Source organism: Tabrizicola piscis (genome assembly GCF_003940805.1).
Taxonomy (GTDB): Bacteria; Pseudomonadota; Alphaproteobacteria; order Rhodobacterales; family Rhodobacteraceae; genus Tabrizicola; species Tabrizicola piscis.
In genome coordinates, this window is record NZ_CP034328.1 from 877,047 (window position 1) to 890,753 (window position 13,707).

Annotated in this window: 14 protein-coding genes; 9 read left to right on the forward strand and 5 right to left on the reverse strand. The window is 63.5% G+C overall.

Annotation, left to right across the window (positions count from 1 at the left end; all coding sequences use genetic code 11):
- Window positions 1-59 precede the first annotated feature (59 nt).
- Window positions 60-557, reverse strand: a complete 498-nt coding sequence (locus EI545_RS04235; RefSeq protein ID WP_125324316.1) for a YciE/YciF ferroxidase family protein — start codon at window positions 555-557, stop codon at window positions 60-62.
- A gap of 75 nt (window positions 558-632) precedes the next feature.
- Window positions 633-1,106: a sigma-70 family RNA polymerase sigma factor gene (locus tag EI545_RS04240; RefSeq protein WP_125324317.1), complete on the reverse strand. Its 474-nt coding sequence runs from the start codon at window positions 1,104-1,106 to the stop codon at window positions 633-635.
- Window positions 1,107-1,314: 208 nt separating this feature from the next.
- On the opposite strand from EI545_RS04240, the gene ku (EI545_RS04245) reads away from it, so the two are divergent.
- Together ku (EI545_RS04245) and ligD are read left to right on the forward strand one after the other, a co-directional pair.
- A complete protein-coding gene (gene ku, locus EI545_RS04245; RefSeq protein WP_125324318.1) occupies window positions 1,315-2,115 on the forward strand; it encodes a non-homologous end joining protein Ku in 801 nt (266 codons plus the stop codon).
- 25 nt (window positions 2,116-2,140) lie between these two features.
- Window positions 2,141-4,594 (forward strand): DNA ligase D, encoded by a 2,454-nt coding sequence (gene ligD / locus EI545_RS04250; RefSeq protein WP_125324319.1) that lies wholly within the window; start codon window positions 2,141-2,143, stop codon window positions 4,592-4,594.
- Between the two features lie 27 nt (window positions 4,595-4,621).
- Here the strand turns inward: ligD and ku (EI545_RS04255) are convergent, their stop codons facing one another.
- Together ku (EI545_RS04255) and EI545_RS21305 are read right to left on the reverse strand one after the other, a co-directional pair.
- Window positions 4,622-5,431, reverse strand: a complete 810-nt coding sequence (gene ku / locus EI545_RS04255; protein WP_125324320.1) for a non-homologous end joining protein Ku — start codon at window positions 5,429-5,431, stop codon at window positions 4,622-4,624.
- 86 nt (window positions 5,432-5,517) lie between these two features.
- Entirely contained in the window at window positions 5,518-5,658 is a 141-nt protein-coding gene (locus EI545_RS21305) for a hypothetical protein (protein ID WP_164517207.1), read from the reverse strand.
- Window positions 5,659-6,223: 565 nt separating this feature from the next.
- Between EI545_RS21305 and EI545_RS04260 the strand changes: the two genes are divergently transcribed.
- Genes EI545_RS04260 through EI545_RS04275 form a run of 4 tightly spaced genes read left to right on the forward strand, consistent with a single transcriptional unit; the run spans window position 6,224 to window position 9,693 of the window.
- A complete protein-coding gene (locus EI545_RS04260; RefSeq protein WP_125324321.1) occupies window positions 6,224-6,568 on the forward strand; it encodes a hypothetical protein in 345 nt (114 codons plus the stop codon).
- Window positions 6,565-8,466, forward strand: coding sequence for a pyrroloquinoline quinone-dependent dehydrogenase (locus EI545_RS04265; protein WP_125324322.1), 1,902 nt, complete (start codon window positions 6,565-6,567; stop codon window positions 8,464-8,466). The genes EI545_RS04260 and EI545_RS04265 overlap by 4 nt, the downstream gene beginning before the upstream one ends.
- Window positions 8,467-8,476: 10 nt before the next feature.
- Window positions 8,477-9,187 carry a cytochrome c oxidase assembly protein gene (locus tag EI545_RS04270; protein WP_125324323.1) on the forward strand — a complete coding sequence of 237 codons (711 nt, stop codon included), beginning with the start codon at window positions 8,477-8,479 and terminating at the stop codon, window positions 9,185-9,187.
- On the forward strand, window positions 9,184-9,693 hold the full coding sequence (locus tag EI545_RS04275; RefSeq protein ID WP_125324324.1) for a CopD family protein: 510 nt from the start codon (window positions 9,184-9,186) through the stop codon (window positions 9,691-9,693). The genes EI545_RS04270 and EI545_RS04275 overlap by 4 nt, the downstream gene beginning before the upstream one ends.
- Here the strand turns inward: EI545_RS04275 and EI545_RS04280 are convergent.
- Window positions 9,648-10,175, reverse strand: coding sequence for a DUF2231 domain-containing protein (locus EI545_RS04280; protein ID WP_245990281.1), 528 nt, complete (start codon window positions 10,173-10,175; stop codon window positions 9,648-9,650). The genes EI545_RS04275 and EI545_RS04280 overlap by 46 nt on opposite strands.
- Window positions 10,176-10,214: 39 nt before the next feature.
- Between EI545_RS04280 and EI545_RS04285 the strand changes: the two genes are divergently transcribed.
- Genes EI545_RS04285 through EI545_RS04295 form a run of 3 tightly spaced genes read left to right on the forward strand, consistent with a single transcriptional unit; the run spans window position 10,215 to window position 13,689 of the window.
- Window positions 10,215-10,859, forward strand: coding sequence for a cytochrome c oxidase subunit II (locus EI545_RS04285; protein WP_245990282.1), 645 nt, complete (start codon window positions 10,215-10,217; stop codon window positions 10,857-10,859).
- Window positions 10,856-13,363, forward strand: coding sequence for a cbb3-type cytochrome c oxidase subunit I (locus tag EI545_RS04290; RefSeq protein WP_125324327.1), 2,508 nt, complete (start codon window positions 10,856-10,858; stop codon window positions 13,361-13,363). Before EI545_RS04285 ends, EI545_RS04290 begins: the two co-directional genes overlap by 4 nt.
- The gene (locus tag EI545_RS04295; RefSeq protein ID WP_125324328.1) at window positions 13,360-13,689 is read left to right on the forward strand and encodes a hypothetical protein; all 330 of its coding nucleotides are present in this window, start codon (window positions 13,360-13,362) and stop codon (window positions 13,687-13,689) included. The genes EI545_RS04290 and EI545_RS04295 overlap by 4 nt, the downstream gene beginning before the upstream one ends.
- Window positions 13,690-13,707 lie beyond the last annotated feature (18 nt).

The window sequence follows — 13,707 nt, forward strand, 5'->3', positions numbered from 1 at the left end:
GACCCGCCAGTTTGTCCGCGCCGACGGGAACGCCGGCGCGGGACAGGACACAGTTGGTGTCACGCGGCCTCAAGCGCCGCCTGATTGACCGACCCATCGGCAATCTGGGTCAATGCTTCGTCGGTCATGCTTTCTTCCTGCAGGGTTTGCTCCAGAAGTTTGGCCGCATCCTTCAGCCCCATCACCTGCGCCCAGCGCAGCAGGGTTCCATAGCGCGCGATCTCATAATGCTCGACCGCCTGCGCTGCTGCGACGAGGCTTGCGTCCAGCGCCGGGCTGTTGGCAAAGGCCTGCAGGGCCTCTTCGCCCTCTTCCAGGATGCCATCGATTGCCGGGCAGGTCTTGCCCCGCGCCGCCTTGCCGATCAGCTCAAATACCTGCTGCAGACGCTCCACCTGCATCTGGGTTTCTTCTGCGCGCTTTTCGAATGCCGCCTGCAATTCCGAGGATTGCGCCCCCCGTGCCATCTTGGGCAGCGCCGTAAGGATCTTGCGTTCAGCGTAGTAGATGTCCTTCAGCGTCTCGTGGAACAGGTCTTCAAGGGTCTTCGTTTTCATGGTCATCTCCTGCCAATCCGGTTGAGCGTTGGTTCGGCTTCAACCGTTCGCTGTCCGGATTGTTCCCAGACGCCGCTAGACCTCTTCCCCCAAGGCATCTTGCAGCATCCGGCGTCCGCGATTGATCCGGCTTTTGATCGTGCCGATGTCCACTTCCAGAATATCCGCCGCCGACTGGTAGCTTTCGCCGGTAACCAGCACCAGCATCACCGCCTCGCGGTAGGTGCGTGGCAGTGCCAAGAGAGCGCCCTCGATTTCGCGGCCACGAACGTGCCAATATTGCTGGTCAGGCGTGGTCGGCTGCCCCGACACGCAATCTTCAAGTCCGGGGCGTTCCCGGACCAGTTTTACCCGCTGGTTGTAGAAATGGTTGCGCATGATGGTGAACAGCCACGCGCGCATATTGGTGCCCGGGGTATAGCGGGCGGCACTGGAAATCGCCCTTACAAGCGTATCCTGAACCAGATCATCTGCATCTCCGTAGCGTCCGGTCAACGACCGCGCGAACAGGCGCAAGGCCGGGATATGCCTTAGCACGTCGTCGGACATCAGTTCCCTCCTGCGGGACGGCAAGGTTAACGGAAAATTAATGCCGCGGCCGCCTGCCGGTTCCGCCCCCCACCCCAAAATCCGCCGCAGGCGGCACGATCTTGCCGATGTCGCGGACCTAAATGATCCGGTCATCGGAACCAACCGCTGCGCAAACCGGTTCAATGTTCAGCACCGGCTGTGGCCGGTCGCAGAAAAGGAAGTCGGGATGGCACCGCGCGCAAACTGGAAGGGCCGGATCAGGCTTGGTGAAGTGGGCTTCGGCGTTGCGCTTTACACTGCAGCTGTCACGTCAGACCGCATTGCCCTGCACATGATCAACCGCGCCACGGGCAACCGTCTGCGGGCGGAACTTGTCGATGCCGAAACGGGCAAACCTGTCGACAAGGAAGACGAGGTGATGGGGTACGAAGTCGACACCGACGACTACCTCCACCTTGACCCGGAGGAAATCGCCGCGGCTGTGCCCGAGTCGGACAAGACCCTGGCAATTGAGGCATTTCTGCCCTGCAAGGACATCGACACGCTGTACTTCGACCGACCCTACTACCTTGCCCCGGCTGAAGCCGCATCGGTCGATGCCTTTTCGCTGCTGCGTGATGGGATGGAACGGCAGAAGGTCGCCGGCCTGGCGCGGACCGTTCTATTCCGCCGCCTGCGGACCTTGATGATCCGGCCCCATGGTCAGGGGTTCATCGCCAACACCCTGAACTTCGACTATCAGGTTCGGTCACCGGAGAATGCCTTCACTGACATCCGCGATGTGAAGATTGATGCCGAGATGATGGACCTTGCCAAACACATCATCAGTACCAAGCTTGGCGATTTCGACCCCTCGACCTTCGATGACCGGTACGAAGCCGCCTTGGCCGATCTGGTCCGCGCGAAACTGCAAGGCCGTCCGCCACCGCGCCGGAAAGCGGAACCGCAGGCCAAGGTTATCGACCTGATGGCGGCGCTCAGGGACAGCGTCAAAGCGACAAAGGCCCCGCGGCGCAAAGCGGGGTGACAGGGTGCTTGAAACCTATCAGTCGATGCGCGACTTCAAGGCAACCCCGGAACCCAAGGGGCGCAAGCACAAATCCACCGGAGCTTTGGTGTTTGTCGTCCAGAAACACGCCGCCCGCCGGCTGCATTACGATTTGCGGCTGGAAATGGATTGCGTTCTGAAAAGTTGGGCCGTCACCCGCGGCCCCAGCCTTGTTCCGGGTGAAAAGCGACTGTCCGTGCATGTCGAGGATCACCCGATGGACTACGGTGACTTCGAAGGCACGATCCCGGAAGGCCAGTACGGCGCAGGCACGGTGATTGTCTGGGACCGTGGCACCTGGACCCCGGTTATCGATCCGCACAAGGGCTATGCCAAGGGGCATCTGGAGTTCGAGCTCAAGGGCGAAAAGCTGACCGGTCGCTGGCATTTGATCCGCATGCGCGGCAAGCCCAAGGACAAGCGCGAAAACTGGCTGTTGATCAAGGGCGAGGATGCCAGCGCCCGCGACCCGTCCGCCCCGGATATTCTGGAACAAAGCCCGCAGTCGGTGACGTCTGGTCGCACGATCGAGGCCGTTGCCGGCAAACCCGCCCGCAAGACCCCGGCGCGAAAGACCCGCACCCGAAAGACCACGGAGCAAGGCACGGACAAACCGATGCCGGGCTTTCTGCCGCCAATGCTCGCCTCACTTGTCAAGGCCACGCCGGGCGACGACCGCTGGCTGCATGAGATCAAGTTCGACGGCTACCGGATTCAGGCCCATGTGGAGGACGGCAAGGCCCGTCTTTTCACCCGGTCGGGGCGGGACTGGACTGACCGCTTCGGTGCGGCCCTTGCCGATGCGCTGACTGCGCTGCCGGTCAGTCAGGCTGTACTGGACGGCGAAGTGGTGGTGGAAACAGGCGGTCGTTCGTCCAACTTTTCTGCGCTGCAGGCTGATCTGGCTGAAGGCCGCACCGACCGGATGACCTTTTATGCCTTCGATCTGCTCCACCTTGATGGGCGCGATCTGACGCCGCTGCCGCTGGTCGAACGCAAGCGCCTGCTGGCGACTATCCTGCGGTCCGCGAAGGATCCGATCCGGCTTAGCGAGCACCTGTCGGACCAGGGTGCCATCGTCCTCCGCCACGCCTGCCGCATGGGGCTTGAGGGGATCATTTCGAAACTGCGCGACAGTCCCTATCGGTCAGGGCGCAGCAATGCCTGGGTCAAGTCGAAATGCTCGGCCCGGCAAGAATTCGTGATCGGCGGCTTCGTGCCTTCCACCGCCTCGCCCCGTGCGATCGGGTCGCTGGTGATGGGTGTCTATGATGGCGACCGGTTGCGCAGCGTGGGGCGTGTCGGCACCGGCTTTTCCGTTGCCGTGGCCGAGGACCTTTACACCCGGCTGACCGCGCTGGAAACGCCGCAGTCGCCCTTTGATCCGCCGCTCACGGGTCAGGCAAAGCGCGGGGTGCGCCATGTCAGGCCCGATCTTGTCGCCGAAGTCGATTTCCGCGCCTGGACGGATGACGGCAACCTGCGCCACGCCGCCTTCCGCGGCCTGCGCGAGGATAAGGACCCGCAGGACGTCACGGGCGAGGGCCTCTCGACGCCCCCGTCTGCGCCAGAGGACACGACACCGCCCCCTGCCCTGCCAGTGCGGCGGATCAAGCTGACCAACCCCGACCGGGTCTATTGGCCAGACGCAGGCATCACCAAGGCCGACCTTGCCGACTACTATGCCGACGTCTGGACCTGGATCGCCCCGCATGTCAGTGGCCGGCCCTTGGCCCTTCTGCGTTGCCCGAACGGGATCAGCGGCCAGAAATTCTTTCAAAAACACGACTGGAAGGGCATGAATGCTGCCATCCTGCGCGTGGCGGACCCGACAGATCCGAAGGACGCGCCGTCAATTGCCATCGCCGACTTTGACGGCCTGACCGCCCTTGCCCAAGCGGCCAGTCTGGAGATTCACCCTTGGGGCAGCACCCTTGCGGATTGGGAACGGCCTGACCGCATTGTCATTGACCTTGATCCCGGTGACGGTGTCGGCTGGGATGACCTGACCTTTGCTGCGCAAGAGGTTCGGCAACGCCTTAAAGACGCGGAGCTTGCGGCCTTTGTCAAAACCTCGGGCGGCAAAGGGTTGCATGTCGTGGCCCCTTTGGTCGCAAAGGCCGAATGGCCTGCGGTCAAGTCCTTCTGCCGCCAGTTTGCACGCAGCATGGCAGGGGACGATCCCGCACGTTATGTGGCGACGATCACCAAATCCAAGCGGCAGGGAAAGATCCTGATCGACTATCTGCGCAACCAGCGCGGGGCGACTGCGGTGGCCGCCTACTCTACCCGCGCACGGCCGGGGGGTCTGGTGTCGGCCCCCGTCAGCTGGGACGAACTGGACAGCGGGCTGTCCCCCGCCGACTTCACCATCCGCACGATGCCCGCCCGACTGGCCGCCTTGCGCCGCGATCCGTGGAGCGACTTTGCCGCGTCTGCCCGACCACTGCCGGGTTAAGGCGCGTCCCTTCATCCGGCTTTTCGGTTAGCGTTTGCGGGATGTGCCCTTTTCCGCATCGATGCTTCGCTTCAGGGCGTCGATGATGCTGATGACCTTGCCGCTTTGCTGCGGTTCCTTCGCCTGAACCTTGCGCGGACGCTTGCGACCGCTCTGCTTTGACTCGATCAGCTCCAGCAAGCGGTCTTGCACCGGGTCTTCCGCCATCTTCGGGGTCCATTCGGCGGTGCGGCGTTCAATCAACTGTTTGACCAGCTTAAGCGCACGCGCGTCAGGCTTTTCGTCGCCGGTGCCGTCAAAATACGTCTTGGCATCGCGCACCTCGTCGCCATAGCGCAGCGTCCACAGGATGATGCCTTTTCCCCGCGGGGCAAGCATCACCGCGCGTTCGCGTCGGTAAAGGACAAGCCGGGCAATGCCGACGGTTCCGGTGGACCGCATCGCCTCACGGATGACGGAAAACGCTTCTTCCGCAACGCCGTCATCGGGCAACAGGAAGTGGGGACGGTCAAACCAGATCCATCCGATCCGTTCGGACGGCACAAATTCCAGAATGTCGATCGTGCGCGTGCTGTCCAGTGCCACGGCATCAAGCTCTTCCTCTTCCAGCACGACATGGTCATCCTCGCCGCGCGGGTAACCGCGGGCCTGATCTTCGTCTTTCACGGGCTTGCCTGTTTCCGCGTCCACATACCTGCGCTGGACGCGGTTGCCGGTCTTTTGGTTGATCGTGTGAAACTTGACGCGCGCGCTGTCCGAAATTGCGGGCTGCATCGCCACCTGACAGGTCACAAGCGACAGCTTCAGATAGCCTTTCCAGAAACTCTGTCTTGGCATGGCAAACTCCGTTCCCGCACAGAATTCAACCTGCCGTCCGCCAGTTGGTTCCCGGGAACAAAACCGGAGACCACTGGTTTTGTCGATTATCCACCTGAAACAGAGGAGATCGCAGGATGGCAAACCAAAATCAGGACAAGAAACCGCAAAAGGACCAGCCGGGCGAGCAGGCTCGCCAAGGCCAGCGCGACCAGGACCGGCAACAGAAAGGCGGCGGCGCTGGACAAGGCCAGCAAAAGAATGACCACCCGAAAGGCCAGCAAGACCGCAATCAAGAGCAGCGCCGGTAAAGCCGATCGCACAAAGGCAGGGGCTGCCGAAACTTGGCAGCCTCTGCCACTGTTGGACTGAAGGGGTAACTTCAGTTGGAACCTTTTTGGCCACCGCCGGTTGTATCGGTGAGAGTCTGCCAAAGGAGGCCGCGCATGTCCGCACCAAAAACGAACATTGATCGCCAGGTTTCGCGTCACCGCGGGCCACTTCTTGGCATGTTGGCCGTAGGGGGCTTTGTCGCGGTCCTTTTCTTGGGCTGGTTGCTTTATGAAACGCGTGGCGCGACCGATGCGACCGACGTGCCTCCGGCAGATGCCGCGGATACCGCGGCGCCGGTGCCGGAAACAGCGCCTGTCCCGCAAGCCGTGACACCCACACCAACAACGGACGAGCCGCAGCCTCCTTCACAGCCGTGACGCTGCTTGGAATGCGGGTGTTCCTCGGGCGTGAACCCGGATCCGTGTGATCGCCTGCACGTCCAGTTCGACCAATGATGGTCGCCAGTCAGGAGAAGAAAACGTGCTCAATCCCCTTGTCACTTTGGCGGCTGTCGCTGGTCTTACGTTGGCGCTTCTGGCGGTTGTGATGGAGGGGACTGGTGTGACAGGCACGTTGGGCGCGTGGCTTGCCGTTCTCGGCGCGGCGGCAGCGCTGGTTGGCGTGGTGCTTCTTGCGGGCGTAAGGCTGGGACGCGGCATGCAGCGGCTGGTCGCAGTCACCGCAGTCCTCGCGTCAGGACTTACCGCCGTGGCGGCATGGTTCCTGATGCAGAACATCCTGGCCGCCCTCATGGCATTTGTCTGCCTCGCCATTCCATTCGTCGCAAGTGGCCGTTTTTACAGCCGGAAGGTTCACACCGTATGACACGTTTCGCGCTTTTGCTGGCCTTCGCCTGCGCAGCCCCGGCCCATGCCGACCAAACCCGCTGGGACACGTTCAACGGCAGGCTGGATGCAACGAAATTCGCGGATGTGTCCACATTCACCCCGGAAAATGTAGGCGACCTGGAGCGCGCATGGGAGGTGCGGACCGGCGATGTCGCCGACGGTACCGGGGACCTGCCGGAAACGGTTTGGTCAGCCACGCCGATCTATGCAAACGGCACGCTTTATCTGGGCACGCCGTTCTACCGCATCCTGGCGCTGGATCCCGCGACGGGGGAGGAACGGTGGCGCTACGACAGCCAGTCGACCCTTGAGGCGCTGACCCAGGCCGCGCTCAAGAACCGCGGGGTCGCCTATTGGGAAAGCGGGGCCGAGGGGGTGTGCGAAAAGCGTGTCTACCTTGGCACGATGGACGCGACCCTGCACGCCGTCGATGCCGATACCGGTCTGCCATGTCAGGACTTCGGCCAGAACGGCATCCTAAACGTAAACCAGTGGAACGAGACGAACGACGTCTTTCCCTTCTCCCTGCTGCAGCCGCCAACCATCGTGGGTGACACCATCCTGATCGGCTGGGCCGGCAAGGATTGGGCCTATACCGTCGAGCCCCCGGGCAACCTGATGGCCGTCAGCGCGCGGACCGGCGAACTGCTTTGGGATACAGGCTTCATCCCGACCGACCTGATCCCGCAAACGGGGACCGCCAACATCTGGTCCTCCATGTCCGCCGATCCTGACCTTGGGCTGGTCTATGTGCCCGTATCCTCGCCTTCGCCGAATTACTGGGGCGGAAACCGGCTGGAAGGTGTCCCGCTGGCAACGTCGATCACGGCGGTCGACATCGAGACTGGTGAAATCGCCTGGTCCTTCCAGCATATAAACCATGACATCTGGGATTATGACACGCCCTCTGCGCCGACGCTTGTCGACATCTCGCGCGATGGCGAAACGATCCCGGCGCTGGTCCAGACGACCAAGCAGGGCTTCATCTTCGTGCTTGACCGCCGCACGGGCGCGCCGCTTTTCCCGATCGAGGAACGCCCGGTTCCCGCCTCCACCGCAGATGGCGAAGTGGCGGCCCCGACACAGCCCTTCGTCACCACCCCCGCGCCCACCGCGCCGGTCGAGGCGATGCCTGATGTCTGGGCCTTGGCCGACACGCTGTCGCTTGGTCAGTGTTCCGAGGATCGCCAGACCTACCGATACGATGGCCTTTTCACACCACCATCCGTGGAAGGCACGTTTCTTTGGCCGGGAACGGCGGGCGCCAACAACTGGGGTGGGGCTGCGGTTGATCCGCGTACGGGGATCCTTTACGTCAACACAAGCCGCGTCGTGCAGGTGATCCGCCTGATCCCGCGCGAAAACTATGAGGCCGAGGTGCGCGACGCGACCAATGGCAGCGTCGAGGGCGGCAATGAAGGGGGGTTTCATGCGCAGGAAGGCTCGCCCTACGGGATCGAACTTTTCGAATGGACGAACAGTCTGGGGCTGCCCTGTTGGGAACCGCCCTTCGGCACCTTCGCCGCCTATGACCTGTCTACGGGCGAGCAACTTTACGAAGTGCCGTTCGGGCTGACGCAGCAGTGGGGTTTCTACGGCCTGCGCGACTGGGGTTCGCCAACCCTTGGCGGACCGGTCATTACGGCTGGCGGCGTCGTCTTCATCGGCGCATCGATGGACAGCCGGGTTCGGGCGCTGGAGGCAAGCACGGGGCGTGAGCTTTGGTCCGACATCGTGGCCGCACCTTCGGTGTCGATCCCGGCCGTCTTCACGCATGAAGGGGTGGACTACGTCGTCTTCACCGCTGGCGGAAATTCGATCCTGAAACCACAGGTGGCAGATCAGGTGGTGGCCTACCGTCTGGCTGAACAGTAGGCGGACCCTGATGGACCTTGCGGCGCTTCAGGGCATCTACTGCGGGCCAGCGCCGGACCCGGCGGGGCTGTGGTCGCGGTGGAACCTGGACCCGGCGCTGCTTGCGGCCTTGTCGCTGATGGCGGTTTCAGTCAGGCGAAAGCCCATGGCCCTGTCTGGGGTCGCTGTGCTGGCGGTGGCCTTCGTGTCCCCGCTTTGCGCGCTGTCGGCTGCGCTGTTTTCAGCGCGCGTCGTCCATCACGTCCTTTTGGTGGCCGTGGCAGCCCCCCTGCTGGCGGCAGGGATGGCAAAGGGGACAGCTCGGTCGACGGTTCTGGCGTTTGTAGCGGCGACAGCGGTCCTATGGCTGTGGCATCTGCCTGCGGCCTATGACCTGGCCTTGGGCAACATCGCGGTCTACTGGCTGATGCAGGCATCGCTACTGGGCACGGCAGTCGCCTTCTGGGCAAGCGTCCTGCACCCTGCGCAGCCGCCGCATCTGGCGATCATGGCCACGCTGGGGGCCTTCGTGCAGATGGCGCTTCTGGGCGCACTTTTGACTTTCGCGCCTGAGGGTCTGTACGCAATCCACACGACTGCGCCGATGGCCTTCGGGCTGTCGCAACTTGCTGACCAGCAGCTTGGCGGCCTGATCATGTGGATACCGGCGGGGCTGCCCTTTCTTGTCATCATCGGCCTGATTGGCAGGCGGGGATGGCGCAGACTGGGGGCATTGGCATGACCGCATTCGACGCGATCATCCCCCATCTGAAGGCTCTGCATGTCGGGTTCATGGCGGTCTGGATTGCGGGGCTGGCGGCCCTTCCTGCCATGCTTGCCCGGCACGACCGCGCCATTGGACAGGGCGACTTTGCCCGCATCCGGCGGGCCACGCATTACGGCTATATCTGGTTCCTGACCCCCGCCGCTGTGCTGACCGTGGCCACGGGAACCACGCTGATCTTTCTGCGCGACGTGTTCACCGGCTGGATGTTCGTCAAGCTCGTCGGCGTCGCCGGGTTGGTCACCGTCCACGCCTGGGTCGGCCATACCATCGTCGCGGTGGCCGAAACCGAGGGGCGACATGAGCCACCCGGTCCCTTCCTGCCGACGGTGATCCTGTGCGTTCTGGCGATTGCCGTGCTCACCCTGGTGCTTGCCAAGCCAGAACTTGACGAGTTGCCAGTGCCCGCTTGGCTCGCTCAGCCCTTGGGGCGCGACTTGCCCTTCGACGTGCCCAATCCGTAGTCGAAGACGAGTATCCCACCATGCCAACCCGTCGCAATCACGACCAGCACCGAAAAGCCGGACATCAGAATGCCCCAGGGCAGCACGGCCTCTTGGTATCCGGTCAGCCGCCAGCCCCAGTTCAGGCCAAGAAGCGACAGAAGCATGACCGCGATGATGAAATGGGTCCAAGCCGCCGCGCGAATGCGGATACCGGGGACGCTCAAAAGCTCCAGTGTGCCGGTCGCCCCGGCCATGAGCCCGAACAGAAATGCCGTGCCCGAGGCCCAGTAGGCCGCCCAGGCCCAGCGGGCCGCGCCGGACCACCAGTAAAAGACGTCAGCCCCGAAGGCGCAAAAGGTAAGCGCGACCGGGAACGCCACAGTCATCGCGTGCAGCGGATGGCCCCAGATCGCGATTCTGGATTCGCTGCTTCCAGAGTTGATCGAGTCGGCGACCGGATCGTCCAGCCCCGGTGCGGGCTTGCCTTCAGGCTGAATCATTTCCTGCGCCATCGTCGCCTTGCCTTCTCGCTTGCTGCGATGACAACGCTGAACGGGCTTGCCGGTTGCACGGAAACGCTGTCGGCGCTGCATCCTGCTGGCCCGGCCGCGCGCGAAATCGCCACGTTGTGGACGGTGATGCTGATCGGGGCGGGGGGAATCTTCCTGTTCGTCATGCTTTTGTTGGTGATGGCTTGGCGCGGCAACGGCGCGCGCGCCGATGATCGCGTGTGGTTCTGGGGCTTGGGGCTTGCCTTTCCTTTGGTGACGTTGACGGCCCTGACGGCCTATGGCCTTGTTCTTGGGGAACGGCTGCGCCCGGTGGCAAGCCCGGATGTCGTTGTCGTCCGGGCTGAAGCGCGGCAGTGGGCCTGGTCCTTTGGCTATGCCGACGCCCCCGGCCTTAGGACCGATGACATCCTGCATATCCCCGCCGGCAGACCGGTTGATGTGGAGATCACGAGCCGGGATGTGGTCCACGCCTTCTGGGTGCCACGTCTGGCGGGCAAGCTGGATGCCATTCCCGGCCGGACCAACCGCCTGCGGATCGAGGCGGACCATCCCGGCGATTACGCCGGCGCAAGCGCCGAGTTCAGCGGTACCGGCTACCGCGACCATGTTTTCACCGTCCGCGCGCATGATCCGGCGGGCTGGGCCGCATTCCTGACGGCGGACCTGCCATGACCGCGCCCCAGCCCCGCCGCGCCCTTGCACTGCGGCTGCACCGACGGCTGATGCCGATCTGGTCGTCCGATCCGCGCCTGCGGGGTTGGCTGACGACCAACAACAACAATGACATTGGTGTCCTGTTCCTGTGCGTGGCCACGGCATTCTTCATCATCGGTGGAATTCTTGCCCTGCTGATCCGGGCGCAGCTGGCGTCACCCCGCTCGGCCTTCATGGAGCCCGAGGTCTACAACCAGATCTTCACCATGCATGGCACGGTGATGATGTTCCTGTTCGCCATCCCGTTCTTCGAGGCGATGGCCATGCTTTTGCTGCCGGGGATGTTGGGCACCCGCGACATGGCCTTTCCGCGTCTGGGGGCTTACGGTCTTTGGGTCTACATCTTCGGCGGCAGCGCAGTCATCATCGCGATGCTGATGGGTCTTTCCCCAAGTGGCGGTTGGTTCATGTATCCACCGCTATCCTCTGCCGCCTTCTCGCCGGGGATAGGGGCGGATGTCTGGCTTCTGGGGATCACCTCGATCGAGGTGTCGGCCATCGCCACCGCCTGCGAGATCGTCGTGACGGTGCTGCGGTACCGGGCCGCAGGAATGTCCTTGGCGCGGATGCCGATCTTTGCCTGGTTCATTCTTGTCGTGGCGGTGATGATCCTGACGGCCTTTCCGCCGATGATCCTTGGCTCATTGCTTCTAGAGGTCGAACGCGCATTGGATTGGCCATTCTTTCAGGTGGAAAACGGGGGGGACCCGCTGCTTTGGCAGCACCTTTTCTGGCTGTTCGGCCACCCGGAGGTCTACATCATCTTCCTGCCCGCAGCCGGCATGATCGCGACGATCCTGCCGGTGATGGCGCGGACGACACTGCTAGGCTACGGCTGGGTCGTCACGGCGGCAATATCCCTGGCGGTCCTCAGCTTCGGGCTTTGGGTCCATCACATGTTCACCACCGGCATCCCGCACCTGAGCCTTGCCTTCTTCTCGGCCGCCTCGACGCTGGTCGCGGTGCCAACCGCGGTGATGATCTTTTCCTGGATCGGCACGCTGTGGAAAGGTCGTCCGACCATGCACCTGCCGATGCTGTGGATCATGGGGTTCTTCGCCACCTTCGTGATCGGCGGGCTGACGGGGGTCATGCTGGCCATCGTGCCCTTCGACTGGCAGGCGCATGACACGCATTTCGTGGTGGCGCATCTCCACTATGTTCTCATCGGCGGCTACGTCTTCCCGATGGTCGCTGCGGTCTACTATTTTCTGCCGACGCTTACCGGCCGGACGCGGTTCTTCCGTCTGGGCGAGATTGCCTTCTGGATCACGGTTCCCGCCTTTCACGTCACCTTCCTTGCGGTGCATTGGGTGGGGCTTCTGGGTCAGCGGCGACGGACCTCGACCTATGATGCAGGCCAGGGCTGGGAGGCGATCAACTTGGTCGCCTCGATCGGTGCCTTCGTGATGGCGATCGGCTTTGCGCTGGTCATTCTGGACATCGTGGTGAACAGCGTCGTCGCTGTCCGCGGTCGCCGTAACCCCTGGGGCGCGGGAACGCTGGAATGGGCGACGATCCTGCCGTCTCCGGCCTATGGGTTCGCGTCGGTTCCCATCGTGGACGGCCGCTACCCGCTGGCCGAGGACCCGAAACTGGCCCACCGCATCGCGCGGGGCGAGGGGTATCTGGCCAACGCCTCGCGCAACCGACGCGAGACGCTGATTGTCGATACCGCGACGGGGTCGCCAGCACAGGTCGCGATCCTTCCCGGAAACTCTTGGCTGCCGTTCCCGCTGGCCGTGGCCACCAGCGCCTCGTTCCTTGCGCCCCTTTTCGGGGCCTATATCGTCTCGGGCATCGCCTTGGGGGCGGTGGTCGTGATCGCGCTGATCTGGTGCTGGGGTCTGGGGGCAAAGACTGTCGAGGGCCCGGTTGACGCCGGCCATGGCGCAAATCTGCCAACCTCGTGGGAGGTGGCCGACCCACCCGGATGGTGGGGGTCGCTGATGCTGTTGCTGGCGGACGGGGTGCATTTCGGATCGCTCTTGTTCGGCTATGCGTTCCTGTGGACCATCGCGCCGAACTGGCCGCCCCCCGCCTGGGTTGAACCGGGGACAACGGCACCGCTCTTGGCGCTTGGAGGGATTGCCGCATTGGTCGTCGGGCCGCGTCTAGTGGTGTCGGCGGTTGCCGCAGACCGCTGGGCCTGGCCGGGGCTTGGACTTGCCATCCTGGGCACCATTGCCCTGACCATGGCTGCGGGGTCCGTCTGGCTTTCGTTGCCTGATCCGGCGGGTCATGCTTACAACGCGACGCTCTGGCTGCTGGCAGGCCATGTCGCGCTGCACACCACGATCACGCTGATCATGCTGGGATTCCTGTCTGCCCGCATCTGGGCGGGCTACGCTTCCTCCGGTCGGGTGGGCGAGGCGCGGATCGTCCAACTGTGGGCCGATTTCACCGCGCTGACCGCAGTGATGGCTTTGGCTGCCGCATGGGCCCCGGGGGCATTCGCATGAGGGATGTCTTGCGCCTGTCGCTGCCGCTGACCCTTTGGCTGATCACCTTCAGCGCGCTTTATGGGCTGCACGGGCTGATCTGCGCTGGTAACTGGGGGGCCGACCCCGGGCTTGGCAGCCTGCCCCTTGGCCGAACAGCCCTGCTTGTCGCTGCTGCCGTCGCGTTACTGACGCAAGGGGCCATGATCTTCCTGCTTCTCGGATCCCGGGTCGGCGCCGCTTCTGGGTTCGTGCGGCAAACGAGCCTGGCGCTTGCTGTCGTCGCTTTGGTGGCCACGGTCTGGACGGTCGTCCCGATCGCCCTGCTGCCAACTTGCGGAAACTGACGGGACCATGGTCGGGAA